Origin of the sequence: Mucilaginibacter agri (assembly GCF_009928685.1) — a bacterium.
Taxonomy (GTDB): Bacteria; Bacteroidota; Bacteroidia; order Sphingobacteriales; family Sphingobacteriaceae; genus Mucilaginibacter; species Mucilaginibacter agri.
In genome coordinates this window covers 561,755-588,082 of the sequence record NZ_WWEO01000042.1, presented here as the reverse complement: position 1 = coordinate 588,082, position 26,328 = coordinate 561,755, and the positions used below count along the sequence as shown (strand labels likewise).

The 26,328-nt window shown below is 41.7% G+C and carries 27 protein-coding genes; 8 read left to right on the top strand and 19 right to left on the bottom strand.

Going from position 1 to position 26,328, the window contains the following annotated elements:
• Window positions 1-326 precede the first annotated feature (326 nt).
• Complete coding sequence (locus tag GSY63_RS12550) at window positions 327-1,571, top strand: serine hydrolase (RefSeq protein WP_166586145.1); 1,245 nt, start codon at window positions 327-329, stop codon at window positions 1,569-1,571.
• 186 nt (window positions 1,572-1,757) lie between these two features.
• Window positions 1,758-2,477 (top strand): SRPBCC family protein, encoded by a 720-nt coding sequence (locus GSY63_RS12545; RefSeq protein WP_208094526.1) that lies wholly within the window; start codon window positions 1,758-1,760, stop codon window positions 2,475-2,477.
• A gap of 62 nt (window positions 2,478-2,539) precedes the next feature.
• Here the strand turns inward: GSY63_RS12545 and GSY63_RS12540 are convergent, their stop codons facing one another.
• From GSY63_RS12540 to GSY63_RS12505, 8 genes are all read right to left on the bottom strand, one after another.
• The gene (locus GSY63_RS12540) at window positions 2,540-2,995 is read right to left on the bottom strand and encodes a hypothetical protein (RefSeq protein ID WP_166586144.1); all 456 of its coding nucleotides are present in this window, start codon (window positions 2,993-2,995) and stop codon (window positions 2,540-2,542) included.
• Between the two features lie 72 nt (window positions 2,996-3,067).
• A complete protein-coding gene (rplT, locus tag GSY63_RS12535) occupies window positions 3,068-3,412 on the bottom strand; it encodes a 50S ribosomal protein L20 (protein ID WP_166586143.1) in 345 nt (114 codons plus the stop codon).
• An 84-nt stretch (window positions 3,413-3,496) separates the two neighbouring features.
• Window positions 3,497-3,697 (bottom strand): 50S ribosomal protein L35, encoded by a 201-nt coding sequence (gene rpmI, locus GSY63_RS12530; protein ID WP_166586142.1) that lies wholly within the window; start codon window positions 3,695-3,697, stop codon window positions 3,497-3,499.
• Between the two features lie 141 nt (window positions 3,698-3,838).
• Entirely contained in the window at window positions 3,839-4,408 is a 570-nt protein-coding gene (gene infC, locus GSY63_RS12525; RefSeq protein WP_166586141.1) for a translation initiation factor IF-3, read from the bottom strand.
• A gap of 1 nt (window position 4,409) precedes the next feature.
• A complete protein-coding gene (thrS, locus tag GSY63_RS12520) occupies window positions 4,410-6,335 on the bottom strand; it encodes a threonine--tRNA ligase (protein WP_166586140.1) in 1,926 nt (641 codons plus the stop codon).
• 121 nt (window positions 6,336-6,456) lie between these two features.
• Window positions 6,457-7,179, bottom strand: coding sequence for a hypothetical protein (locus GSY63_RS12515; RefSeq protein WP_166586139.1), 723 nt, complete (start codon window positions 7,177-7,179; stop codon window positions 6,457-6,459).
• Window positions 7,180-7,293: 114 nt separating this feature from the next.
• A complete protein-coding gene (locus GSY63_RS12510; protein WP_166586138.1) occupies window positions 7,294-8,022 on the bottom strand; it encodes a (Fe-S)-binding protein in 729 nt (242 codons plus the stop codon).
• 12 nt (window positions 8,023-8,034) lie between these two features.
• On the bottom strand, window positions 8,035-9,360 hold the full coding sequence (locus GSY63_RS12505) for an MFS transporter (RefSeq protein ID WP_166586137.1): 1,326 nt from the start codon (window positions 9,358-9,360) through the stop codon (window positions 8,035-8,037).
• Between the two features lie 120 nt (window positions 9,361-9,480).
• On the opposite strand from GSY63_RS12505, the gene GSY63_RS12500 reads away from it, so the two are divergent.
• Complete coding sequence (locus GSY63_RS12500) at window positions 9,481-9,987, top strand: DUF3347 domain-containing protein (protein WP_166586136.1); 507 nt, start codon at window positions 9,481-9,483, stop codon at window positions 9,985-9,987.
• An 82-nt stretch (window positions 9,988-10,069) separates the two neighbouring features.
• On the opposite strand, the gene GSY63_RS12495 is transcribed toward GSY63_RS12500, so the two are convergent.
• The 3 genes from GSY63_RS12495 to GSY63_RS12485 are packed head-to-tail and all read right to left on the bottom strand — an operon-like array spanning window position 10,070 to window position 14,078.
• The gene (locus tag GSY63_RS12495) at window positions 10,070-11,671 is read right to left on the bottom strand and encodes an MFS transporter (RefSeq protein WP_166586135.1); all 1,602 of its coding nucleotides are present in this window, start codon (window positions 11,669-11,671) and stop codon (window positions 10,070-10,072) included.
• 4 nt (window positions 11,672-11,675) lie between these two features.
• A complete protein-coding gene (locus tag GSY63_RS12490; RefSeq protein WP_166586134.1) occupies window positions 11,676-12,734 on the bottom strand; it encodes an HlyD family secretion protein in 1,059 nt (352 codons plus the stop codon).
• 3 nt (window positions 12,735-12,737) lie between these two features.
• Window positions 12,738-14,078, bottom strand: a complete 1,341-nt coding sequence (locus GSY63_RS12485) for a TolC family protein (RefSeq protein ID WP_166586133.1) — start codon at window positions 14,076-14,078, stop codon at window positions 12,738-12,740.
• Window positions 14,079-14,162: 84 nt separating this feature from the next.
• Between GSY63_RS12485 and GSY63_RS12480 the strand changes: the two genes are divergently transcribed.
• Window positions 14,163-14,957, top strand: a complete 795-nt coding sequence (locus GSY63_RS12480; RefSeq protein WP_166586132.1) for an AraC family transcriptional regulator — start codon at window positions 14,163-14,165, stop codon at window positions 14,955-14,957.
• 42 nt (window positions 14,958-14,999) lie between these two features.
• Here the strand turns inward: GSY63_RS12480 and GSY63_RS12475 are convergent, their stop codons facing one another.
• From GSY63_RS12475 to GSY63_RS12460, 4 genes are all read right to left on the bottom strand, one after another.
• Window positions 15,000-16,070 (bottom strand): winged helix DNA-binding domain-containing protein, encoded by a 1,071-nt coding sequence (locus GSY63_RS12475; RefSeq protein ID WP_166586131.1) that lies wholly within the window; start codon window positions 16,068-16,070, stop codon window positions 15,000-15,002.
• Between the two features lie 108 nt (window positions 16,071-16,178).
• Complete coding sequence (locus GSY63_RS12470) at window positions 16,179-16,415, bottom strand: hypothetical protein (RefSeq protein WP_166586130.1); 237 nt, start codon at window positions 16,413-16,415, stop codon at window positions 16,179-16,181.
• Window positions 16,416-16,443: 28 nt separating this feature from the next.
• A complete protein-coding gene (locus GSY63_RS12465; RefSeq protein WP_166586129.1) occupies window positions 16,444-16,947 on the bottom strand; it encodes a hypothetical protein in 504 nt (167 codons plus the stop codon).
• Between the two features lie 3 nt (window positions 16,948-16,950).
• Window positions 16,951-17,427 carry a hypothetical protein gene (locus GSY63_RS12460; protein WP_166586128.1) on the bottom strand — a complete coding sequence of 159 codons (477 nt, stop codon included), beginning with the start codon at window positions 17,425-17,427 and terminating at the stop codon, window positions 16,951-16,953.
• A 148-nt stretch (window positions 17,428-17,575) separates the two neighbouring features.
• Here GSY63_RS12460 and GSY63_RS12455 point away from each other — a divergent pair, with 148 nt between their 5' ends.
• The gene (locus GSY63_RS12455; protein ID WP_166586127.1) at window positions 17,576-17,785 is read left to right on the top strand and encodes a hypothetical protein; all 210 of its coding nucleotides are present in this window, start codon (window positions 17,576-17,578) and stop codon (window positions 17,783-17,785) included.
• Window positions 17,786-17,933: 148 nt separating this feature from the next.
• Window positions 17,934-18,335: a YidH family protein gene (locus tag GSY63_RS12450; RefSeq protein WP_166586126.1), complete on the top strand. Its 402-nt coding sequence runs from the start codon at window positions 17,934-17,936 to the stop codon at window positions 18,333-18,335.
• A 72-nt stretch (window positions 18,336-18,407) separates the two neighbouring features.
• On the opposite strand, the gene GSY63_RS12445 is transcribed toward GSY63_RS12450, so the two are convergent.
• From GSY63_RS12445 to GSY63_RS12430, 4 genes are all read right to left on the bottom strand, one after another.
• Entirely contained in the window at window positions 18,408-19,814 is a 1,407-nt protein-coding gene (locus GSY63_RS12445; protein ID WP_166586125.1) for an efflux transporter outer membrane subunit, read from the bottom strand.
• Window positions 19,815-19,840: 26 nt separating this feature from the next.
• Window positions 19,841-23,005, bottom strand: coding sequence for an efflux RND transporter permease subunit (locus GSY63_RS12440; protein WP_166586124.1), 3,165 nt, complete (start codon window positions 23,003-23,005; stop codon window positions 19,841-19,843).
• Window positions 23,006-23,071: 66 nt separating this feature from the next.
• Window positions 23,072-24,247, bottom strand: coding sequence for an efflux RND transporter periplasmic adaptor subunit (locus tag GSY63_RS12435; protein WP_243749215.1), 1,176 nt, complete (start codon window positions 24,245-24,247; stop codon window positions 23,072-23,074).
• A gap of 97 nt (window positions 24,248-24,344) precedes the next feature.
• On the bottom strand, window positions 24,345-24,932 hold the full coding sequence (locus tag GSY63_RS12430) for a TetR/AcrR family transcriptional regulator (RefSeq protein WP_166586122.1): 588 nt from the start codon (window positions 24,930-24,932) through the stop codon (window positions 24,345-24,347).
• An 81-nt stretch (window positions 24,933-25,013) separates the two neighbouring features.
• Between GSY63_RS12430 and GSY63_RS12425 the strand changes: the two genes are divergently transcribed.
• Together GSY63_RS12425 and GSY63_RS12420 are read left to right on the top strand one after the other, a co-directional pair.
• The gene (locus GSY63_RS12425; RefSeq protein ID WP_166585662.1) at window positions 25,014-25,349 is read left to right on the top strand and encodes a hypothetical protein; all 336 of its coding nucleotides are present in this window, start codon (window positions 25,014-25,016) and stop codon (window positions 25,347-25,349) included.
• Window positions 25,264-26,313, top strand: coding sequence for an MraY family glycosyltransferase (locus tag GSY63_RS12420; protein WP_166586121.1), 1,050 nt, complete (start codon window positions 25,264-25,266; stop codon window positions 26,311-26,313). The genes GSY63_RS12425 and GSY63_RS12420 overlap by 86 nt, the downstream gene beginning before the upstream one ends.
• Window positions 26,314-26,328 lie beyond the last annotated feature (15 nt).

Below are 26,328 nucleotides of genomic sequence, written 5' to 3'. Positions count from 1 at the left end.
AGACAAAAAATCCTGTGCCGAAAAAATTCCCGGCAGCGGGTTGGCCCTAACAAAACCTTATTCGTGAAAGTTGTAACAAATAAATTTTTGGTGGCAGGTAAGGCTATATTATGTGAGCCCGCAAGACGCTCTTCTTTGCCTTTTTATCACGAAACGCCTTTAACAGCGCGTGAGCCAACAAAAATTGTTGCATTGAACTTGAATCAAATCTAATGTAAAAGTGGGCATTTAGTGTGCATTAGTTTTTAACAAAACCTCGAGTTATCAACAATCCGTGATTTTTTTTGTGGCGATAATCGTTACCTTACAAACTATAAATATTGATAATGAAACCCTTACTATTTATATTCTGCATGTTAGCTTCTATGTCTGTTTTTAGTCAAAAAACAGACACTCTATTTTTGAAGGACCTGCTGCAATCGCACCCCGAATTATTTGCAGGAATCCTTAATCATCCTACCCAAAACGAGGTGCAGATATTGTATACGCGCATTGATCGCGACGAGCACAATATACCTCATTTTAGCTCTTACAGCTATCGTTTAAACCCACACCACTACTTTTATCCAGCCAGTACCGTAAAGCTACCTACAGCTATTTTTGCTTTAGAAAAGCTTAACGAATTACATGTTAAAGGCCTCAATAAAAGTGCCATTATGATTACTGATAGCAGTTCTAAAGCACAAACCAAAGTTACTACAGACACCTCTGCAGCCGACGGAAAACCCAGCATAGAGCAGTATATTAAAAAGATCTTATTGGTTAGTGATAACGACGCTTACAACCGCTTGTACGAGTTTGTTGGCCGGGCTGAGATCAATACCAAACTGAAAAAATATGAGCTGAATAACACCCGCATTATCGGCCGTTTAGCTGTTGGCGATGGTGGCGATAATGCTCGGGCAACCAACCCAATCCGTTTTTTTAAAGGTGATAAATTGGTATATAGTTCGCCCGCCCAATATGATGTTAACAACTACCCCATGCAGCTGGAAAACATGCTACAAGGTAAAGGCTATTTAGACAGTAAAGACCAACTGGTTATGAAGCCCTTTGATTTTAGCGACAAGAACGTGTACCCACTTGCCGAGCAGCAAATGGTGTTAAGACGATTATTATTCCCGGAGGCTTTCCCCAAACAGCAGCAATATAATTTAACTAAAGATGACTACAAACTCATCTACCATTACATGAGCATGTTTCCCACAGAAAGCGAGCACCCTACTTACAAACAACCCGACTACTACCCCGCTTATTGCAAGTTTCTGTTTTACGGCGCAGATAAAAACGCTGCTATAAACCCTGATGTGCGTATCTTTAACAAGGTTGGCGATTCGTATGGTTACGACATTGATAATGCCTATGTCGTTGATTTTAAAAACAAGGTAGAATTTATGATCTCCGCGGTAGTGCAATCTAACGAGGACGGCATTTATAACGACAATAAGTACGAATACGAAACCGTATGCCTCCCATTCCTAAAAAATTTGGGACAACTAATTTATCAATATGAATTAAACCGCCCAAAAGCGATAAAACCAGATTTGACAAAGTTTAAGTTTAGTTACTGAGTTAGTTATTAGGTTAGTGGGTTATTGAGTTATTTGTAGCCTCCCTTTTACATTCATGTTCAGAAGTTGCCAATAACCAAGTAACTTAATAACACACTAACTATTATCTAAACATTTTTCATTTAAAGAAAACATCACTTTAGCTAAGCTGTTGAATTTATACATACCTATAAAAAACAGCGAATTATGACAACCACGGCACTACAGCGTACAACAATGTACCATGGCGAAGACAACGCCCATATAAACTTAGAATGGCCCGAGCGATATGTTTCAATAGCAGCAGGCGTAAAACTTGGCTTTTCGGGACTGACACATATTTTTAAACATCCGTTTACCAGCATATTAAAAATGGGTGCTGGTGGCTACTTGCTTAACCGGGGCATAACCGGCCATTGCGAGTTATATAGCAAATTGGGTAAAACCACTACCGAGCCTATCAACGTTAACATCCGCTCATCATTTACAGTTAACAAGCCACGGTTTGAGGTATATTCATTTTGGCGCAAGCTGGATAACCTACCCTTGTTTATGAAGCACCTGGAAAGCGTAGAAGTGCTCGACAACAAACGCTCGCACTGGGTACTTAAACTACCAACCAATGTAACCACTGTAAGCTGGGATGCCGAGATTGTAAAAGACGAGCCCGGCGAAATGATTGGCTGGAGTTCTTTACCAGACTCGACTATTGACAATGCCGGTAAAGTACGTTTTCAGGATGGCCCCGAACCTGGCACTACGCTAATTGATGTAGTAATTAGCTACCAACCTCCTGCAGGTGGTGTAGGTACCGGCTTTGCCTACATTTTAAGCCCCGTATTTAAAGGGATGGTTAATGAAGACGTGCGCAACTTTAAACAGTATATGGACATTGAGGACGCAACGTACACGCAGGATAATGACTAGCGCAAAATATTCAGCTTAATAGATAAAAGAAAAACCCGCCGATGGCGGGTTTTTCTTTTATCTTAAATATTGCTTAGTATAAACGGATCATATTTACCCAGCTGCTTAAAGGCAAAATTAGCCTTAGCCTTACTGTAAGGTTCTATTTTGGTGCCTGTTGTGAAATGGGTAAGACTTGCAAAATCAATAGATTTTCTATCGAATATTGATTGGCCCACCAATTTTCCATTTTTAAATAACATCACCAGGCAAATGCTATCGTCAGTATCGACACCGGTAGCCAATATCTCCTTTTCATAATGCTGCAAGGTGCCATCAAACTGCTTTTTGCTGGTATAAGGTCCTAAAATATATACCTCGTCCCAATCTACCTCCTTGTAAGCGCTCAACTTTAAGATGCCCTTCTTTTTCTCTTTCAGGCTTTCGTTAACGTATTTCTGCATGGCGCTATCCACTTTAGAGTTACAGGCAGAAAGGGCGAACAGGCAAACAGCAATGAGTAGCAGTTTTTTCATCATTATCAAGTGTAAAACAAAATTAACAAAAAAGGCCCCGATAAATCGGGGCCTTTTTCAATATTATGTTGTTGCTTATTTAACAGCGTCAACAATAGCTTTAAAAGCATCAGGATGGTTCATCGCTAAGTCAGCTAAAACCTTACGGTTCAAACCAATTTCTTTAGCGGTTAACTTACCCATTAATTGAGAGTAAGAAATTCCATGCTGACGGGCACCAGCGTTGATACGTTGGATCCATAAAGCTCTGAACTCTCTTTTTTTAGTTTTACGGTCACGGTAAGCATACTGTAAACCTTTTTCAACTGTGTTTTTTGCAACGGTGTAAACCTTGCTGCGTGAACCATAGTAACCTTTTGCAAGGTTCATGATTTTTTTTCTGCGTCTTCTCGACGCTACTGCGTTAACTGAACGTGGCATTTTTTTGCGTTTTTGGTAGTGAGTGTCTTGTTAAAGATCTTTAATACTCTAATACCTGGTTAAAAATTTGTTTCCTGTAAGAAATTACTTGCCGATACAAAGCATACGTTTAACGTTACCCATATCTGCGTCAGATACCATGCTGGTATGACCAAGGGCACGTTTACGTTTTGTCGACATCTTGGTTAAGATGTGGCTTTTGTATGCGTTCTTTCTTGCGATTTTACCTGTTCCAGTAAGCTTAAAGCGCTTTTTGGCACTGGAATTGGTTTTCATTTTTGGCATAACTCTACTATTTATTTAATGTGCAGATGTGCTGAAATGTAAATTTGCAGATAAACTGCTTTACTAATCTTTACAACTGCGGTGGTTGCTACTTATCGCAAATCCATTTGCACATCTGCACATCCGGAATTTGCACATTTATTATTTTTTACCTGCCTTAGGTGCAACGGTTAAAAACATCCGTTTACCTTCCAGCTTTGGTAGTTGCTCTACTTTACCTACTTCTTCTAAAGCTTGCGCGAAGCGTAACAATAAAATCTCACCTTGTTCTTTGTAAACAATGGCACGACCTTTAAAGTGCACGTAAGCTCTCACCTTTTCGCCGTCTTCCAGGAATTTAATTGCATGCTTCAGCTTAAATTCAAAGTCGTGGCTATCAGTATTCGGGCCGAAACGGATCTCTTTAATTACCGTTTGCTTAGCGTTGTTCTTTATCTCTTTAAGCTTTTTCTTTTGCTCGTAGATAAACTTGTTATAGTCAGTAACTTTGCAAACCGGAGGTACAGCATTTGGAGATATCTCAACCAAATCCAGTTCCTGTTGCTCAGCTATCGCCAAAGCATCACGTAACGAATACACACCCGGTTCTACGTTATCACCAACAAGGCGAACTTCCTGAGCCCGGATAAATTGATTGATATTATGTTCAGCTTCCTTTTTTTTGAAGGGAGGGCGTGGCCCCCTGCTAAAATTTGGTTTATTTAATGCCAAGTTATACTGTTGTTTCTTTAATTAATTGTTGTTTAAAATCCTCAATCGTTAAACTTCCCAAATCGCCTACACCGTGTTTACGAACTGAAATTGTGCCCTCGGCAGCTTCCTTTTCGCCCACTATTAACATATAAGGGATCTTTTTGACTTCGGCGTCTCTGATCTTTCTACCAATCTTCTCGTCACGGAAATCAATTAGCCCGCGAATATCGGAATTTTTTAGTTCATCTGAAAGATTTTTTGCATAATCTTCAAATTTTTCTGATATAGGCAGAATAATAAATTGATCTGGCGATAACCACAACGGGAAGTTACCGGCGCAATGCTCTATCAAAACAGCCACAAAACGCTCCAGTGAGCCAAATGGCGCACGGTGGATCATTACCGGTCTGTGTTTCAGGTTGTCGCTACCTGTATACTCCAGCTCAAAACGCTCTGGCAGGTTATAATCTACTTGGATGGTACCTAACTGCCATTTACGGCCTAAAGCATCTTTCACCATAAAGTCTAGCTTAGGGCCATAGAAGGCAGCTTCACCATACTCTACCACGGTGCGTAACCCTTTTTCTTCAGCAGCTTCAATGATTGCAGCCTCGGCTAAAGCCCAGTTTTCGTCGCTACCAATATATTTAGATTTGTTATCCGGGTCGCGTAATGATACTTGTGCGGTATAATCTTCAAAGCCCAGGGCCGAGAAAACATACAGTACAAGGTCGATAACCTTCATAAACTCCTCTTTAACCTGATCGGGGCGGCAGAACAAGTGCGCATCATCCTGAGTAAAGCCACGTACACGGGTTAAACCGTGCAACTCGCCGCTTTGCTCGTAACGGTATACGGTACCAAACTCTGCATAACGAACCGGAAGGTCTTTATAAGAGCGTGGTTTGGTTTTATAGATCTCACAGTGGTGCGGGCAGTTCATCGGTTTTAAGAAGAACTCCTCTCCTTCCTGCGGGGTTTTTATCGGCTGAAAGCTATCCTTACCGTACTTCTCGTAGTGACCAGAAGTTACATACAGGTTTTTATGCCCAATGTGCGGCGTAATTACTTGCTCGTAACCGCTTTTAACCTGTGCACGTTGCAAGAAGTTAACCAAACGCTCACGCAGTGCAGTACCTTTTGGTAACCACAATGGCAAGCCCATACCTACTTTTTCAGAGAATGCAAAAAGCTCAAGCTCCTTACCCAATTTACGGTGGTCACGTTTTTTTGCCTCTTCAATAACACGCAGATATTCGGTAAGTTCGCTCGACTTAGGGAATGTAACACCGTAAATACGGGTTAATTGTTTGCGGGTTTCATCGCCACGCCAGTATGCACCGGCAGTATTCATCAGCTTAATTGCCTTAATGAAACCAGTATTAGGGATATGCGGACCGCGGCACAAGTCGGTAAAATCGCCTTGCGAATAAAAAGTGATCGAACCATCGGGCAGGTCCTTAATCAGGTCCAGCTTGTATTCGTCGCCTTTTTCGGTAAAATATTCAATAGCGTCTGCTTTGCTAACCGGCTTGCGGATAAACTCCTCTTTAGCCTTAGCCAGTTCCAGCATTTTATCTTCGATCTGCTTAAAATGATCTGAAGAAAATTCCTGATCGCCGAAATCCACATCGTAATAAAAACCGGTTTCAATAGCCGGACCGATACCAAATTTGGTACCCGGATAAAGCGCTTCTAAGGCTTCGGCCATTAAGTGGGCGGATGAGTGCCAGAAGGTTGATTTACCGGCATCGTCGTTCCAGGTTAATAATTTTACGTTCGAATCTTCTTCAATCGGACGGCTTGCATCCCATACCTGGCCGTTAACTTCGGCAGCCAGCACGTTACGCGCTAAACCTTCGGAAATGGATTGTGCAATTTGCATGGATGAGATACCCTTGTCATACTGACGAACGGATCCATCGGGAAGTGTAATGTTAATCATCTACAACTATGATTTATTGTTCTATAAAATATTAAGATAATCAATCACCTACTAAGTGATTTATTTCGAGCTACAAAGATACGATTTTTTAGGGGGATTTTTACTGATTGCCGAAGATGATTTAACCGATACTATTTAAATGATCTGGATAAATTAACTCGATAAACGGAGCCTGAATACTAGCATTATAGAGCTTAAAAATAATTTGCGCTAGTAATTCTTTTATCGTAGTAGCGTCTTTGAAAGGCTTATCATATAAATAATTAAGCTTATTATTAACTTCATTTATCTTAAACCCTTTTGTTTTAAAAAACAGCAACGGACTCTTAGCGGCCATATACTGTTGCGCCTCAACTGACGCATCAATAGAGATGAGTAGATTTTGGTGGTTGTTTAAGCTAAATTCAAAATAGATATTTTCTTGTTGATTGATATATAATTTAAACCCTGCGAGTTTCCCTTTATAAAGATCAAACAACGCGTTATCTATTTCCTGTCCGTCGTAATATGTGTATTTCTGTTGATTGAGCCTATTAAGCTTTTCTTCTTCGTCACGAATGCTCTTCTGACGGTTTTCAGACAGAAATCTATCGTCAAACCTGCCCATTCGTAATGACGAATATTTATACATATCCAAAATTCTTAATATATGTTCCTTTTCGAAATATAGCGGATCTCTCAATTTATAGAGCGTCTCTAACTCTCTGTTAAGTTTATTACGGGCTTGGTAATTGTGGTGGGCATTTAGATAGTCTTCGTCTTTAACGCAATCGTCAATTGACTTTTGGATCAACTGCTTTTCGAACTCTAACTCAGCTATTAATTCGTCTAGATCGGATTTCATAGAAATATCGTGACAGGATGCTTAAAGTTAGCCACTCAAATATTAATTCACTAAAGAATTTTCAGTTGGATCTCAAAAAATCGGAAATCGAACATCCGAATTCCAAAATCTCTCCTATATATTTCCCCAGCCACCGGCAAGCACATCAGCTATGTGCATGGTCTTTAAAGGGAGTTGTTGCTTATCGATATAGCTTTGCAGGTGCAGTAGGCACGAGGCGTCGGTAGATATAATGTAATCGGCATTTACAGATAAGGCGTGGTCTACCTTCTGTTGTGCCATAGCGCTGGATATGGCATCGAACTTAACGGCAAACGTTCCGCCAAAACCACAGCAGGTTTCGTTGTCGGGTAGTTCAACCAACTCCAGTCCGTGAACTTTTTCCAATAATTGGCGAGGTTCAGCTTTGATCTTACATTCGCGAAGGGCACTGCAGCTATCGTGGTAAACGGCACGACCTTCTAGTTCCGCACCAAAATAATCTACATTGAGGATGTTGATTAAAAAGTCTGAAAGCTCGTAGATATTTCCTTGTACCGCGCGGCATTTGTTGTGTACGGCCGTGTTGGTAAACAGGTCGTTGTAGTAACTGCGTACCATGCCAGTACAGGATGCCGAGGGTGATACAATAACACCATCAGCCGAAAAATCGTCCAGAAATTTACTGCCGATGGCTTTAGCTTCGTCCCAAAAACCAGCGTTAAAAGCCGGCTGACCGCAACAGGTTTGAGCTGTGTTATATTTTACCGTGCAACCTGCTTTCTCTAATACCTTAACAGTATTAAAAGCCGTATCGGGATACATTTGATCAATAAAGCACGGGATAAATAACTCAACCTTCATCAGCCTAATAAATTACAAACCGCTAATTTCAGAATTTTTATGACTTTTCCGTTCTGCCGATAGCAAGGAAAACAATAAAATCAATCCGATTATAAAAAACACTCCCAATATCAGGGCCGAATTACGCATACTGTGGGTTAATGATTCGATAAAACCGAAGCAGAACAGACCTATAACAATGGCCAGCTTTTCTGTTACGTCGTAAAAACTAAAATAGGATGCGGTATCGGTAATATCCTGTGGCAAATATTTAGAATAAGTGGAACGAGATAAAGATTGGATGCCGCCCATTACCAAACCTACTACTACAGCCAGCATATAAAACTGTGTAGCGCTGGTAATTAAATAAGCAGATATACACACTGCTATCCAAAGAGCCACTACACCAATAAGCACTCTAACGTTGCCATATTTATCTGATAGTCGCGACATCAGTGTAGCACCGCCGATTGCAACCAGCTGAATTACTAAAATAACTGCTATTAAACTCGTCTGTGGCAAATTCAACTCTTTGGCGCCGAAGTTAGCTGCCACCAGCATAATGGTTTGTACCCCCATAGAGTAAAAGAAAAACGCTGGTAAATAACGTTTAAGCAGCGGCATTGCGCGTAATTTTTGCCAAACATGACCCAGCTCTTCAAAACCACCACTAATTACGTTGTATTTGTGAGATACAGATGCGTTAGGTTCGCCCTTAGGCAAAAATGCGAACGGTATTTGGGCGAAACCAATCCACCACACCCCTACCAGTAAAAAAGAAATACGGGCAGGTAGACCGCCATCTGTGATACCAAATAACTCAGGTTTCAACACAATTACAAAGCAAATAATCTGGAGAATAACGCTACCAATATAGCCATAAGTAAAGCCTTTGGCGCTAACCGAATCCTGCTTATCTAAAGTAGCAATTTGCGGTAGGTACGAATTATAGAACACAAAACCTCCGCAATAACCAATAGCTGCTATCCCGAAGAAGATCATGCTCATATTTAAGGTATCGAGCTTGAAGAAGTATAAACAACAGCAAGCCAATCCTCCCATCAACGTAAAAAAACGCATATAGCTTTTCTTGTTGCCTTTATAATCGGCAATAGAGGTTAGGATGGGCAGCATGAGCACAACCAGCAGGTAGGCTGCAGCCAACACATAATCAGAAAGGGCCGTGTTAATTACCTTGTAGCCAAAAAAGGTAACCACATCGCCGTGCTCTTTGGTGGTAGTTATTGCCGTAAAATATGCCGGAAAAATGGTGGATGTAATTACCAGGTTATACGATGAGTTGGCCCAGTCGAACATGGCCCAGGCGCGGATGGTTTTAGGGTTGTTTTTAGCTTGCATGCTGATGCTAAGATATGCAATTTGCGAAGCATAGCAAGTGTTGTAATGTTGTTGGTTAAATGTTATTGTAATTTCTAAATTTGGGAGAATAATTCTATATCATTATCATTACCATAAAGTATGAAAACAATAAAAACACTTTCCCTATCCTTAATACTGGTGTGCATTGTACTAGTTGCCAATGCACAGGCTAATACATCTGTTGATAAAATTGCACAGGCATACTTAGGCCTAAAAAATGCACTGGTAATGAGCGATGTTAAGGCTGCTAAGACCAAAGCCGCTGCGCTGCTTACGGTATTATCTGCCCCGGTTGACAAGACTTTAAAACCAGATCAGCAGAAACTACTATCTGCCAATTTAGAGAAATTAAAGTTCGACAGCCGCCACATTAGCGAAAGTGATGCGTTAGACCACCAGCGCGAACATTTTGAAAGCTTATCTAAAAATATGTACACCGTATTAAGCGGTTTAAAAGCAAACAGCACGGTACTTTATCAGCAGTATTGCCCAATGAAAAAAGCCTACTGGTTAAGCGAAAAGCAAACTATCGAAAACCCCTACTATGGCAAAACGATGATGGATTGCGGCGAAGTTAAAGCTACTTTGAAACCGGCAGCTAAATAAGCCGAAGTATTAAGCAATAAATAATTAAAAAGGTGATGAGCAAACGCTCACCACCTTTTTTGTTTAGTTTTAGTTTGTAGTATTAATAAGAAGCCGGAGCTGGCTGATTATCCGTAAGATTAATTTTGGTGCGGTTGATGTAAGGATAAATGGCTATCAGCAAGATAACCACCAATATTACCCAGCTGATTAACTGGTAATAGTCCATACTGTACCGCATTAAAGTTTGTGCGTTTACCGAGCGTGTTACTAAACCGTTGGCGGCTTTAGCGGCCTGGTCGGCAGCCATGCCACGACCCATTAATGCTTGTTTGTAACCGGCAACCCGCTGCACTGTAGCGGCATCCACATCGGAGATAGAATGTTGGAAACGGTTAAAGTGCTCACTCTGCTTAAACAATGAAAAATAGTTGATAAAGGCGATGCTAGAACAAAAGCCGGCAAACCTGAAGAATACCCCGGTAGCCGAAGCCGTACCACCCAAATGACCAGGCACGGATGATACCGTGAAAATGATCAATGGTGCCATCAGCATACCCGCCCCTAATCCCTGCACTATTAACGGAATAATAAATTCGGAGGGGTTAGCCTGTATGTTAAACAAAAAGCACATCCATACATGGAAAACGAGCATCAGGCTAAACCCCAACATCAGGATAAAGCGTATAGGCCGATGCGTTAGCAACATACGTGACGAGATGATTACACCCAGAAATATACCAACCATATTAGCGATCAGCATGTCGGCCACGTGAAATGGGTCCATGCCTAAAACAGCGGCAAAATAAGTGGTTGTAATACCCAAAGCACCACGGCAGATGTAGAGCAGAAATATTAGTGTAAGACCCACCACAAAATTTCGATATTTAAAAACCTCCAGCGTTAAATAAGGCCGTTTCAGGCTTAGTTGCCTTACAATGTGGATGGCTAATAAAACACCGATTGCCACAACCGACCAAACAATGCGTTGATCTTGAAACCAATAATATTGCTGGCCATACAATAGCACATAACCAAGAAGGCTCAGCATTAGGGCGTAAATAATAAAGCTAGGCCAATCTACCTGGTAAAGCGGAAATTTCTTGTCGAGCCTCACATTATTCATCATGATGAACAACAGGATAGCACCTGGTACATAAAAGTAAATGATAAATTTATACAGTACGTTGTAATTAAAATTATCAACAACCGACGCGGTTACCAGTGTGGTAAGCGGCGTTATACAAAGCAGCAGACCGTAAAACAACGAATAACCGATCTCGCGGGCACGTTCGCTTTTAAGCCTGCTGAATATTAAGGTAATACAGATACTTGTACTGGCGCAATTAGCCATACCCTGTATAAAACGGAAGGCAAAAAGTACATGCAGGTTACGTGTGCTATAGCATATATACGATGTGATTACCTGCACCGCTGTAGAAATAATGAGATATTGTTTAACTGCTATAAAACTGAAGAACCGCCTCTCTAACGCAAAGAAACTGGCAACAGCGGCATAAAATATCACCATAGAATATTGCACATCGGCTGGTTCGATACCATAGTAACCTGCGGCTGCGCCGCCATTGGCTGTTGATAAACCGAACAAACCCAGCGATGGCACGATGACCATAAATATGGCCCCGCGAATGAGCCATTCGGAAGCCCAGCCTTTAAATACCGGCATTGCTTTTCCTGTGCTCATGGCTTTACTTTTTACGGATGATAACGTTAGTGTTCATCCCTGCACGTAACGGCTCGATAGTATTTACTGCATCCGTTAACCTGATCCGCACCGGGATACGCTGAACAATCTTCACAAAATTACCGGTAGAGTTATCTGGTGGCAATAAGGAAAAGCTAGAACCCGTAGCCGGAGAAAGTGACACGATGCGACCGTTAAATTTTTGACCGGGATAAGCATCGGCTTCCACCTCGGCATTATCGCCAACGGCCATGTGTCTTACCTGAGTTTCTTTAAAATTGGCAATAACCCATTTCCCCGCATCCTGATCTACAATGAAGGCTAAAGTTTGCCCCGCAGTAATGGCTTGGCCTTGTTGTATAGTCCGGCGACCCATTTTACCATTGTAAGGCGCAGTAATAATGGTGTAATCAACATTGAGTTTATTACGACCAACAACGGCTTCCCTTCTTTTAATCTCAGCCTGTAATACGGCATTTTGTACACGGGCATCGTTTACTTTCGACAACGAGGCCTGGTAGTTTTCCATAGCAGACTGGTAGTCTGATTTTGCTATATCCAATGCAGCCTGAACATTCTCCAGTTGTTGTTTAGTTGCTGACTCTACTTCGTAGAGTTTTTTGTAACGGTCGTAATCCTGTTCTTTGTTTAGCAACTTCGCTTTGGCGGCTGCAATTTGCGATTGGCTAACCTGCGAAGTTTTAGAAGAAGTTTCGATGCTGCTGTTTAAAACCTGTACCTGCGCACGTGCATTTGCCAACGCCGCTTCGGCTTCTTGTTGTTGTATGGTGTATTCGCTGTTATCGATAACAATCAGCGTATCGCCTTTTTTAACTTCCTGGTTTTCTTCGTAACGAATATCGCGGATGTAGCCCGACACGCGGCTTGTTACCGGGTTAATGTATTCTTGCACCTGCGCGTCGTCGGTTTCTTCGTACAGGTATAAGTTATATAAAGATATAGCTCCCCATACGATGAGGCCAAGCAGTATTACACCTGCTATCCACGCCGTTATGCGGGTAATTAGTTTATCTGTTTGGGTATATTGTTCAGAGGTGCTCATGGTTTAAAGATTTCCTATAACTTCTTGTAATTTGTAGTACTGCATTTGGGCAGTTATTTGTGCTGATGCCAGGTCGAAACGGGTTTGCAATAGCTGCGTGTTGGCTTCGAGCAAATCGGTTACCAGCGAAGTTTGATTAAAGTATGTGTTGTTAATGATCCTTGAATTTTCGGCAGCCTGTTTAATATTGGTTTGGGCTACATCTATACGGTTTAAAGCTTCTTTATAACGCAGGTAGGCTTCGTTTACCTGTTGCCTTACATTGTCTTGCGTGTCTTCATGCTCCACCTCCTGGGCCCTAACTTCAATTTCTGAAGCTTTTACTTTGTGCTTGTTATGGTAAAATGCCGAGATCGGGAACGATGCGCTAACACCTGCCATACCCAAACCATATAAGTACCCTCCGTAAGGGAAAAACTGGATCTGTGGATAGCTATAAGCATAATTGGCAAACAAACCGATTTTAGGCGAAAGATTAGCCTTAACATCTTTTAATTGAAGGCGGCGCAAATTGGTTTCCTGTTCCGAAATTTTGTTCTGGAAGGAATGACCGTTTGCATCGGCCAGGTAATCGGCGTAAGACTTACTGCCCAGCGAATCTGCAGACGTTGTATTTATCGGATTAACCACCAATTCATCTGGCTGACCGATCATAATATTGAGCTTTTGATTGGCTATCGCGATATCATTCTCGATGGTGGTAAGCGTAAGTTTTTGTTTAGATAATTGTAACTCGGCACGCAGCACGTCGCTTTTTAATACTACGCCATTTTTTTGCAATTGCTTAATACGCTCCAGTTGCTTTTCCTGTTCGGCAATATTGTTTAGCATTAATTGTTTAAAAATGATGCTGCGTTGCAGATCCAGGAAGTAACCAGAAGCACGGAGTTTAATTTCAGAAACTGTTAAATTCTTCTGCTCCTCTTTAATCTGCCGGATAGTTTTTTGCTCTGCTATTTTCAGATCGGTTTTACCGCCGGCATACAGGTTAAAATAGGCATCAGCCCCAACCTTGTAATAGGTATGCAATACCGGGTATTGTGTTGGTGTATGAAATATCCCGTTTTCAAACATGGGCATATTGCTTACGTAAGCATATTCGCCTTCTGCTTTAATATCTGGCAAACGTTCGGCTTTAGCATCTTTTATTTCTTCGTCGCTGCTTTGCACGCGCAGCTGCTGTATTTGTATGCTTCTGTTATATTGTACAGCTTTTTCCCAAACCTGCGGTAAGGCAAGGTTTACAGCGGCGCTTGCAGCGCTTTGCTGCTGTGCAAATGCACAGTTTACCACCAGCACCAGGCCCAGTAAAATGTACAACCGCTTATTGATAATATGTATCATAAATTTTAATACAAATTTACCTACACCATTTTCGCGTAATTTGATGTAAATTGCCTAACATTTGATGATTCCAGCCACAACACGATGCAACCATTAAGCTCCGCAGAACAGTTTGTTGAGATAGACAGGCACCGCAAGTCTGTATATGTAATGCATCAGAAGGCAGAACGACGCTTCCCTGTGCATCAGCATAAAAAAGCGCAATTATCCTATGTAGAGGGCGGTATTGCCTATGTACACTTTGTGGGCAACACCTTTGTTATCCCAGCACGGCATTATATATGGATACCGCCCGGAGTGGATCATTTTTTACAGGTACGACAGTCGGAAACCGCAGTTGTCCGCAATATTTATTATCCAGACGATAATAAGCATATTTTTTATCAGCATACGGGCATATACCCGGTTAATAACCTGCTATATGAAATGATACATTATACCGAAAACTATGATGAAAACGTTGAACCAAATAGCAGCGACTACGCGTTTTTAACGGCTATAAAAAGTATACTGCCCAACTTAAGCCCGCAAAATGTGCCTATAGTGTTACCTACAACTACCAACGAAAGGCTACGGCCCATCCTGCGTTACCTTTACGACCATGTCGCCCAGCCACTTACGCTAAAATCTGTAAGTCAGAAGTTTAATATTGCCGAACGTTCTTTGTCCCGACTTTTTCAGACTGTATTAAGTATTTCCTTTCTGCAGTATTTAAAACAAGTTCGTATGGTACGGGCGGTAGAACTAATGCTACAAACAGATCAAACACTCAGTCAGATCGCCTTCGAAACCGGCTATCAAAGCATTTCAGCATTCAGCAATACGTTTTATCAATTGGCTAATATGCGGCCTTCCGAGTTTGCGCAGACTATAAGATAGTTTGGAGGAGGAAAGACAAAAGATTTCAAATAAAGGAAATGCCTATGTCTCATTCACTTTAGAGTCTTTACCTAAATATTTACCATAATCTTTTGCCGCCCTTAAAATTAATTTCGCAGCCCACTTACTTATTGGTTTGACAGGTATCAGCTGAATATTGACTTCCGATTTGGTGATGGTTCGATTCCATGTACCTGCTACCTGCCCATTGACAACTATCAGCGATTTAAAGATCCCATTACCGGTGAGCTTTACGCAATCAACCGGCAATACGTCGCTGCGGTATTTGTAGGCTATGGTGTACTCGTCAAATGCAGGGAGCAACTGAACAGATTTTATCGGCTTAGCCGTCGGCGCGATTGGCGAAAACCAATAAGCTTGTCCATTAACAACTTCGTTTGCCAAATGTGCTTTGTTCAGCTCGATACCGATTTTGCAATCAGGCAAGCCTAAACCACTCCACCATGCGAAGTCGTAAATAGTAGCCGGACCGCGACTCTTAAAATAGGTTTTAGCGAGTTTACCAATAGCCTCTTCCCTATCAATATCGTTCACTGCCACAACGCGCTCGTCCATTAAGGCGTAAGTAAACTGTTTGCCATGTTTAGGGCCGCTACAAATCAGTCCATCCAGCTCGGCATCCATTAGCAGAAAGCCCAGGCGAATATCGTCGGTATTAATCTTTTTTTCGTTCAGGAAGGGTAATAATTGCTCGCGGGTTAAATGCTTGCCGCCGTTTAATGCTGCGGTTATTATGGTCTTGCTTTTCTTTAAAATTGTTTCGTCAATACTCAGTCTTTTGTGCAAGCCTTTACTCATCGCCTTTATTTTTGGCGAAGTCAGTTTCAGCATCCAGCGAATATCTTCGGGGGCAACAAAATGCCAGGTAGGGCGCAGTACGTGGGTTCGCAGGATTGTCCCTTTGTTGAAAGCTTTCTCAATAGTATCATCCGTAATGCCTTTTACTCGATTTGCAATAGCCCATTTCGCCGACGCAAATTCCTGCGATTGAATGCAACCCATCCAACTCACCAATTTTTCAACAGTGGTAAAGTGCGGATCAATAAGTTGTTGGTTTACTTGTCGGAGAAAGGCAATATCCTGGCTATTCATATATAAATATACATTGCTAATGCACCAAGTTAAGCCGAACTATTGACAACAGTATGTCAGTTGGTGCTATTGCTCGATGTAGACATTCAAGGGAAAAAGAGAGACGGATTAATAATCTGTTCTTTGATCTAACAGGCGGCCTATATTGTCGACATCATCCTGATTCAAACTCTCACCTTCCAAAATATGATACCCCCCGTTTTGATAGCGGCAAATAACCCCTATTTTTTCCCCGTTTCTATACAGTGTATACTTTGCGCCTGTAGAGCCACCAGGCTCGAATATGGCATCGACACTACACGCCTCGTTGGCAATAGTACACGATAAATTGATTTTATGGCTCATAATCGGTTATTTAAGGGGTAAGCTATGACTACTGTCGCTGTCCTTTGGCACTCATGGTTGGATTGGTTTTCAACGGATAAGCTACCATAACTTCTTTAGCATAAAACGTGCCGTCAATCAACTGTTGTCCTTCATCTTTCTCGGCCGTAATCTCATCAACTTTAAATGATCGTATAGTACAAGTTTTATAATCCACATCGGGCAATTTAAAATTGAATGTTGGCGACAGCGAGAACTTTGCATCTGCATTATCGATCGTGTAGATCTTGGTTTGATAAGATATTGCGGCTGTTTGCGCAACCATAGAGACCTGCTGGCCCGAGGGTACATTTACCTGTACTGAAACCTTCGCTATTCTGAATTTATACTTACCCGGGTTAATGAGCTTTGCGGTTATCACCGTGTCTTTACTTGGTGCTACCATCGTATGGGTTTCTACATCGGCAGTTTTGGTATAGTAAAACTTAACCGTCTGCGAGCGCCCTATTAGTGCAGACAAAGTTATCAATGATATAATAACTAATGCTTTCATGGCTTAATCCAGTTTTTTGCGGAAATTGATTTCCGTTAGTTTAACATCCAATGTTTGGTTTAGTGATAACCTGCATTGGTTAAATAATTTATAGGATATTATGTGCAGGTCGTCGTTGGTTATTGAGTCGTTTCGCAGATAGCGCTCGTAATAAAATTCAAAAGTGGCTACGTACTTCTCCACGCTATCAGTTGTGTAAAGATGATACGACCCATCGCGTAGGGTTTTAAATTTATTAAGTTCCTTTCTTAGCGAGTCCATCGATGTGCTCTGGTTATTCATCATTAGGCTTACCTGATTGGTAATATCCTCGTAACACTTAACCTGTTTGTAGAAAAACTCCTTTCTAATCTCACGTTCTGTGGTTTTATTGTATTGGTATACGCCGATAATAATGGTAACTGCGGTAATTAAATGTGGTATCCAAGCCGAAATATCAAAGCCAGACTTTCGTTTATCGCCAGTTTCTTTCTGATCCATACACACTAATTTACTAATAATTAACAATCTAAGAATTTATACCTATTAATTGTAGTAAAGTGGATAGCTTGAAGAAAAAACCTAGGCCAAGAACTGAATAAAATGATTCTTAAGAGTTTTCTCCGAAACATTTAATATAGGTAAACAAATGACAAGCAACGACAAAATGACGAGTATGGACGAATTAACCTGGGAGAAAGAGCTGGTTCAATGGGAAATAATAAGACTAAGTAACGAGTTTAAGAGTTGTAAAAAAGGCCCCCTTTGCGAACTCATGATAGCAAGAGAACTGGCAACACTTACACTGAAGTTAACGTTTCTACTTAGAAAAGGCGCGGGTAGTGGCAGGCTTAATTGAAAATTATAGCCGAGAAGCATCACAGCCCTCCACGATAACAATTAAACACATTAAGGATATATCAGCATTTTACTGTAACTGCAGAACTTAACATCTTACCTCAAACAATAAAGCCTCGCCACCTATTTTACAGGAAATAAATCTTTGCATGGAAGACCTGGAAAATAAAAACAATGAGTCGGCAGCGAAACCTAACGATCATCTGGCAAATGAGCGAACATTTCTTGCCTGGATAAGGACGAGTATCGCCATGATGGGTTTTGGTTTCGTGGTCGTTAAATTTGCTTTGTTTATCAGACAGATTTCTTTGGCTGTAGGCAAACCAGGTATGGTACCCGTTTCTAAGGGTTATTCGGCCGAGATTGGCATTTTTTTGGTTGCGATAGGCGTGATAATGGCTATATATGCTTATATCCGTTATCGGATTACAGAGCATCAATTAGTAACAAACACGTTTAAACCGTCTTATTTGTTAGCTATTTTGGTAACTGTGTTAATACTACTATCGGGTGTTGCGCTGGTATTTTATTTGATACCAAACAGGTTTTAATATCAAATATTTCTCAAATAAAAAGGCCTTCAAAGAAACTTGAAGGCCTTTTTATTATAATATGTCTTCTGCTTATCTCCAGCCGCCACCTAAGGCACGGTAAAGGTTAACAGTAGCTTGCAGTTGTTGAAGTTTATCACCAACACCGTTCAATTGCGCAGTTAATAAACTTTGCTCCGACAATAATACATCTGTATAGTTGGTTAAAGAGTTATAACGAAGCAACTCTTTGGTATATTCAACAGATTTTTCAAGCGCTTTTAGTTCCATTTGCCTGGTTTGTTGTTTAGATACCGCATTCTGATAAGAGAACAAAGCGTTTGAAACCTCCGAGCCGGCAGTAAGGATAGTTTGCTGAAAGGTGTTATAGGCCTCTATCTGTTGCGCCTGTGCAATTCTGTATCGCGCTTTGTTTTGCCCCCGGTTAAATATAGGTTGGGTTAAGCCGCCAACCAGGTTATAAAATATTGAGTTATCGAAAAGGTTTTTAAGTTGCAAAGATGAAAGCCCGCCTTGCGCTGTGATGGTTAACGTCGGATAAAAATACGAATGCGCCACATTGGTATTCTCAAACGCCGAGCGGAAAGCAAATTCAGATGCCTGTACATCCGGACGGTTGCGCAACAACTGGCTGGATATACCCACATTTAAATCTGGTATAGTTTGTTGTTCTGCAAGAGCAGCCCTTTTTATAGGCCCTGGTGTACGTGCCAGTAATATAGACAACGCATTTTCCGTTTCGCGGATACTTTGTTTAATATCTGGGATGCTTACCTCGGCTGCGTAACGGTTTGCCTCACTTTGTACTACCGCAGCACCGTTTACCACTGCCCCTTCTTTCAGGGCTTTCATGGTTTCAACGTCTTCTATCCGGTTTTTTACTGTTTGCTCAGTAATAGCCAATTGCTGATCATAAGCTAACAGGGTGTAATAGTAGTTAGCAATATCTGCAATCAACTGTGTTTGTACGGCACGCTTATTGGCTTCGCTTTGCAAAAAGTTAGCCACCGCCTGGCGTTTTAAACTGCTCAGCTGCCCCCAGATATTCACTTCCCAACTGGCGCTTAGGGCAGCCTGATAAGTGGTGGTATTGAGGTTGATGCCGATACCTGCAGGAAAATTCAGCGCTGCCTGTGACGACTTAGCTTTGGTAGCTTGCAACGAAGCATCTAAGGTTGGGAAATAGGCCATTTTAGCCGACCGCAATGTTGCCTGCGACTCTGCAATTTTAAGGACTGCCGTTTGCAGATCAAGGTTTTTATTGATGCCTTCTTGTATCAGTCCCTGCAAAACAGTGTCGGCAAACAGCGATTTCCAGGGCAGGTTAGCTATAGTAGCCGTATCCTTACCCGAGCTGTCGCGATACATATTATCGGCCTGCACATCCGGTCGCTTGTATTTCTTTGATACGTTGCACGAGGCGACGATCATGCCCCCGGCCAAAGCCAGGACTATATATTGATAATATCTTGTTTTCATTTTAGTGAAATGCTTTAAATAAATGCCTACTCCTCGTCGTCATCCTCTTCTATATCCTCTACCACTGGCAAGAATTTCGGTGTACCGCTAATGCGCTCCTGCAGGTTTTGGAAAATGATAAACAGTACCGGAATAACGAACACCCCGAACAGCGTACCGATAAGCATACCGCCTACAGCCCCCGTACCGATAGAACGGTTACCCACCGCACCAGCGCCAGAGGCAATCATCAATGGCACTAACCCCAGTATGAAGGCGAAGGATGTCATTAAAATTGGTCTTAAACGTGCTGTTGCACCCTCTACCGCAGCCTCCGCTATGCTTAGCCCATGTCTGCGGCGCGCCACTGCATACTCTACAATCAGAATTGCATTCTTGGCTAACAAACCGATAAGCATAATCAATGTGATCTGCAGATAGATATTGTTTTCTACACCGAAAACTTTAGCGAATAGAAATGCGCCCGCCAAACCAATTGGTAACGATAACAATACTGCAAAAGGCAGAATATAGCTTTCGTACTGCGCACTTAGTAAGAAGTAAACAAAGATCAAACACAATAAGAAGATAAATACCGTTTGGCTACCGCTCGAAAGCTCCTCGCGGGTAAGGCCCGAATATTCGTAGCTATAACCGACAGGCAAGGTTTGCGCAGCTACCTGCTCAATAGCTTTAATGGCATCACCCGAACTGTAACCCGGTTTTGGTGAACCTTGTATAGCAATTGAAGTAAACAAGTTAAAGCGATTAATTGCCTCGGGGCCGTACACACGTTTCAGAGTAACGTATTCCGAAATAGGCGACATTACATTGCTGGCGTTGCGCACGTAGATCTTATTTAAAGACTCGGGCGTTCCGCGATACTGTGCGTCGGCTTGTATCATTACGCGGTATTGCTTACCAAACTCGTTAAAGTTTGAGGCGTACAAACCACCATAATAGCCTTGCAATGTGCCAAGCACCGTGCCAACGGATATGTTAGCATCTTTACACTTAGCCACATTAACATCCACCTGGTATTGCGGGAAATTAATATTGAAGGACGTCGCCGCGTACTGTATTTCGGGGCGTTGATTCAATGCACCGATAAACTTGTTACTTACATCGGCAAACTTGCTGATATCGCCACCTGTTTTATCCTGCAACTGAAACTCAAAACCGCTGCTGTTACCAAAACCCTGTAAAGTTGGTGGGGCAAAGAATAAAATCTGTGCGGTTTTAATACCAGCCGTCATACCGAACAATTTGCCGGTTAAACTGGTTAGGTCCTGCCCTTTTTCTTTACGCTGATCCCATGGTTTCAGCTTAATAACGATCATGGCGTATGATCCGCCTGCACCGGCAATAAAGTTTTGCCCTGTGATTTGTAAAGTGGTCTCTACTTCTGGTAGTTTCTTTACAATTTCATCAACCTGCTTGGCTACAACTGCACCACGTTCTAAAGATGAACCCGCCGGTAGGCTTATATTGGCAAATAACACGCCTTGGTCTTCATTAGGTACGAAACCTGTTGGTGTAGTTTTCAACAAAAACCAAAAGATAACACCAAATATGGCAATGCCTAACACGGCCAGCCATTTTCTGCCCACCAGAAAGTTTACCGAGCGTTTATACTTACCCGTAACAGTCTCGAACGATGTGTTAAAGGCATTGTAAAAACGCTGCAAAAACGTGGTTTTGTGGTGCGCATCTTCTTCGTGCGGTTTTAGCAACATGGCGCAAAGTGCAGGGCTTAGTGTTAAGGCGTTTACTGCCGAAATTACGATTGCGATAGCCAGCGTTAAACCAAATTGCTTATAGAAAACACCTGCCGAACCGGTAATAAATGATACCGGCACGAACACCGCAGCCATTACCAACGTAATAGATACAATGGCCCCGCTGATATCATCCATGGCCTTTATGGTTGCTTTACGGGCCGATTTGTAGCCATGGTCGAGTTTGGCATGCACGGCTTCTACAACTACAATAGCATCATCCACCACAATACCGATGGCCAGCACCAGCGCAAATAAGGTAAGCAGGTTTATGGTGAACCCAAACAGGTTAAGGAAGAAAAATGTACCGATAATAGCAACCGGAACGGCTATGGCTGGGATTAATGTGGATCTGAAATCTTGCAGGAAGATAAACACCACGATGAACACTAATATAAAGGCCTCGATCAGCGTATGGATTACCTTATCTATCGACGCATCCAGGAAATCATTTGCATTTAACATCGAAGTATAGTGCACCCCTGGAGGGAAGCTTTTAGATGCAGTTTCGATTGTTTTCTCTAACTGTTTAATCAGTTCATGCGCGTTAGATCCCGCAGTTTGATTGATAGCCACACCAATTGATTCAGCTCCGTTAGTTAACGTTGTGCCAGAATAACTCAACGAGCCCAATTCTACCCTTGCCACATCCTTTAATCGCAATATCTGACCATTACCGGCAGATTTGATTACGATATTTTCAAATTCAGCAGGAGACTTTAAGCGTCCTTTATATTTGATGGTGTATTGGAAAGACTGGTTACTGTTTTCACCAAATTTACCTGGTGCAGCTTCCACGTTTTGTTCGGCAAGAGCCGTATTAATATCGTCCGGTATTAAGCCATAGGTAGCCATCACATCTGGCTTTAGCCAAATGCGCATCGAATAATCTTTAGAGCCGAACACGCTGGCATCACCCACACCACTGATACGTTTTATCTGCGGCAATAAGTTAATGTTGGCGTAGTTCTGCAAAAAGGTCTGATCGAATGATTTATTCTCGCTGTATAACGAGAAGATCATCACCATACTACTTTGACGTTTAGCGGTTGTAACACCCGCCTTGGTAACCTCGGCTGGCAGTAAGCTGGTTGCTTTAGAAACCCTGTTCTGCACGTTTACTGCCGCCAGATCGGGGTCGGTTCCTAATTTAAAATATACGGTGATAGAAGCGCTACCATCATTACTGGCGGTAGAGGTCATGTAAGTCATGTTCTCTACACCATTAATTTGCTCTTCTAAAGGCACAATAACGCTGTTCATTACCACGTCGGCATTGGCACCCTGGTAAGATGTTGAAACCTGCACCGTTGGGGGCGCTATTTCGGGGTATTGTGAAATAGGCAACGAGGTTAACCCCAGTATACCCAATATAACGATGATGACCGATATTACGGTAGACAGTACCGGCCGTTCTATAAATTTGCGTAACATAATAGTTGTTTATGTTGAATATTTTGAAACGAATGCCTTGCGGCGTTCATTAATAAAAAGCCCGGGTTATTTGTTAAGGTCCTGATAAACTTTGCCGGCGTCCATTTCTTCGGGTTTAACTTTAAGTGAGTCTTTTAACGAGCTGTTACCATCGTAAACAATCTTGTCGCCTGCTTTTAAGCCACTGGTTACCACGTAAAACTGACCTGCTGTAAGATCCATTACATCAACCTCGGTGCTTTTCACCATACCATTAGCATCAACTTTGTAAACGAAATGCTTACCCTGTAACTCATAAGCTGATCGCTGTGGAATAAGGATACCGTCTTTAATCAACTGCGGAATACGCACACCGGCGCTGGCGCCGCTTCGCAGTAAACCCACCGGATTTGGGAATCCGGCTCTAAAACTTGCCGAACCGGTTTCGGTATTAATTAAACCGGCTATTGTCTCTACACGACCCTTTTCCGGATAAGTACTGCCATCTGACAGGATCAATGTTACTGCTGGTGTATTGGCTAATTTTTTATTCAGGGTATTACCTTTTACATTTCTCGAAAAATCCAGCAATTGCTTTTCATTGAGCGAAAAGTAGGCATATACCTTACCAATATTTGATACCGTAGTTAAAGGACTGGTGCTGGTGCTACTAACCAAACTACCGGTTTTATAAGGCAATGTACCCACTACCCCATCAACAGGGCTGGTAATGGTGGTGTAACCCAAATTTACTTTAGCGGTATTATAGGTAGCCTTAGCTTGTGCAAGCGCAGCTTTGCGTGCAGCTAAAGTGTACTCAGCAGATTCGAGTTCGTAGTGACTAATAATATCCTTTGCAACCAGTGGTTTAGCCTTGTTAACAGCAAGCTGGGCTGAGCTAACATCGGCCTCGGCGCTGCTAATGGCCGCGGCAGAGTTATTTACATCTTGTTGGTATTGCGGTGCGTTTATGCGGAACAACAATTGGCCCTTTTTCACCACGGAGCCCTCATCTACATAAATCTTATCTACAAAACCATCTACTTTGGGGCGTATCTCAATGTTTTGTTCACCCTGTATAGTTGCCGGATAATCGCTGTTGAGCGTAGCCGACTGCGGAGATATAGTAAACACCTGGTAGCTTGCGGGAGGCTGAGGCCCTCCTGCGGCAGCACCTGCACCTTGCTTTTGGTTGCCACCGCATGACGCTAACACAAGCGTAGCGAAAGCTGCTACAGTACCCGGAAAGATAGCTTTTTTCATTTTTGTTAATTGGGAGTTCATATAGATTTATGTGTGTATTGACTTTTTATATTTGAAGTTTATGTTTGACACTTTTGTCAATTTTTGAGCAAATTTTTTAGCTAAATAGCATGTCCACAATCATTTTTTTGCGGCTTTGCATCAGTTTATCGTATTGGGTATCATTAATTTCGAGTACAATTTTAAATAAGGGACGGGTTAACAAAGGATAAGCCATTAACGAGAACAGGTTCATTAGAAAATTAAAGGGCTTCATTTTCTTCACCACACCCAAATCCATTTGTACTTGAATTTCTTTCAAAAACTTTTCCAAAACCGGCGACCGCTGTTTATGAGGTATCTCAAATCCTAAAGAGTTGATTTCGCTGATCATAAAAGCTTCCTGATAAGGATAGGCGGTTAATTGAGCAGAAAACAGTTCGATAAAGTTTTCTATCTTTTTCTTAAAATCGATATCTGAGATCAGCACTTCGTCCATCCGGCTAGCCATATCGTGCATCGATTCATCAAAAACCTGTTTAAACAGCGCTTCTTTAGAACGGAAATAGTAGTTGACCAATGTACGTGTTACCCCCGCTGCGTCGGCAATATCCTGCGTAGTAGCATTCATTTTTCCTTCGGCAAAAAAGATGCGCTTTGCGGTATCTTTAATTAATTGTTCTGCCCCTGTATCTCTTACAGCCATTTTTACAACATTGTTTGACAACTTCGTCAGACAAATGTGTAAATAATCATTTTTTTTAATGTCAAAAAAATGCCATTTTGAATGAAACATTTCCATCGCCCACAAGTAGCCTTTACACATAACTACCTGGCTACCTATTTTTTAAAACAAATAGTGCTCGTTTTCAAAAATAGTGTGAAAGTTCCACCAAAAACTTCCCATTTTTTTATCAATGTGCAGCGGGCGCACTTTTCAAACAACCAAAGCAGATATATTGCGGCAACGCTCCACCAATTTAAAGATTTGTTTACCCGACACTCTAAACCTATAGTTTGGAGTCAAATGCTTCAGTATGAACAGCGTTTTAGTCTGCCTTTGTTTATTGCTTTTGTTATTCGCCATCGAGTTGACGTATTTACGCATTGCTCGATTTTTTAAAATTGTAGCAATACCTAATAATAGAAGTGCTCATTTAAAAAGCACCATAGTTGGAGGAGGCATAGTTGTACCGATATCTTGCCTGCTTTACGCCTGCATCTCTCATTTTCAGTATCCTTTTTTTCTCAGTGGCTTATTAATATTAGCACTCGTAAATTTTATTGATGACATGCTGGACGTGCCGATAAAGTTTAGACTATTGGCCCAGTTTGCAGCAATAGCGCTTCTACTGTTACAGTTCAATCTTTTTTCTTACCCCATCGCATTGATAGTGGCAGTTGTTGGCTTTTTAATTATTTCTTTTAATGCATACAATTTTCTCGACGGAATTAACGGAATGTTGGCGGCGCATACGATGATGCAATTGGGCTGCTTACTTTACATTAATCGTTTCAGAATTCATTTTATCGACGACAGGTTATTGATAATTGTCACTGCGGCTACAATAGTCTTCGCCTTTTTTAACTTCCGTACTAAGGCTGTTTGCTTTGCTGGCGACGTAGGGAGCATAACTACTGCCTTTATTATTTGTAGTTGCATCATCAAACTCATACTGGTCAGCAAAAATTTTCTCTTCATAAACCTGTTACTTGTTTACCACCTCGATGCGATTACCACATTTATATTCCGTTGGATACAGGGGCAAAATGTTTTACAGGCTCATAATAAGCACTTCTATCTATTTTTAGTGAATGTGTTAAAATGGCCGCACCTTAAAGTTGCTGTACTATATGCCGGTATTCAGTTATCTATAAATTTATTTATACTATACCTCTTCGATTTAAAGGGCAGCGATTCCAATTTTTATAATATTCCGTATACCGTCTTATTAACCGGAACAATGGCTACGCTCGTCGTTATTACCCGTATTGGTTTAGAAGGCAGCGATTTATTCAGAAAAGCGCCGGACAGGACATTCCTTGTCGCCAATCAAAAGGCCCCCAAAAACTATAAAGTCATTTAACAGATAAGTCTACAA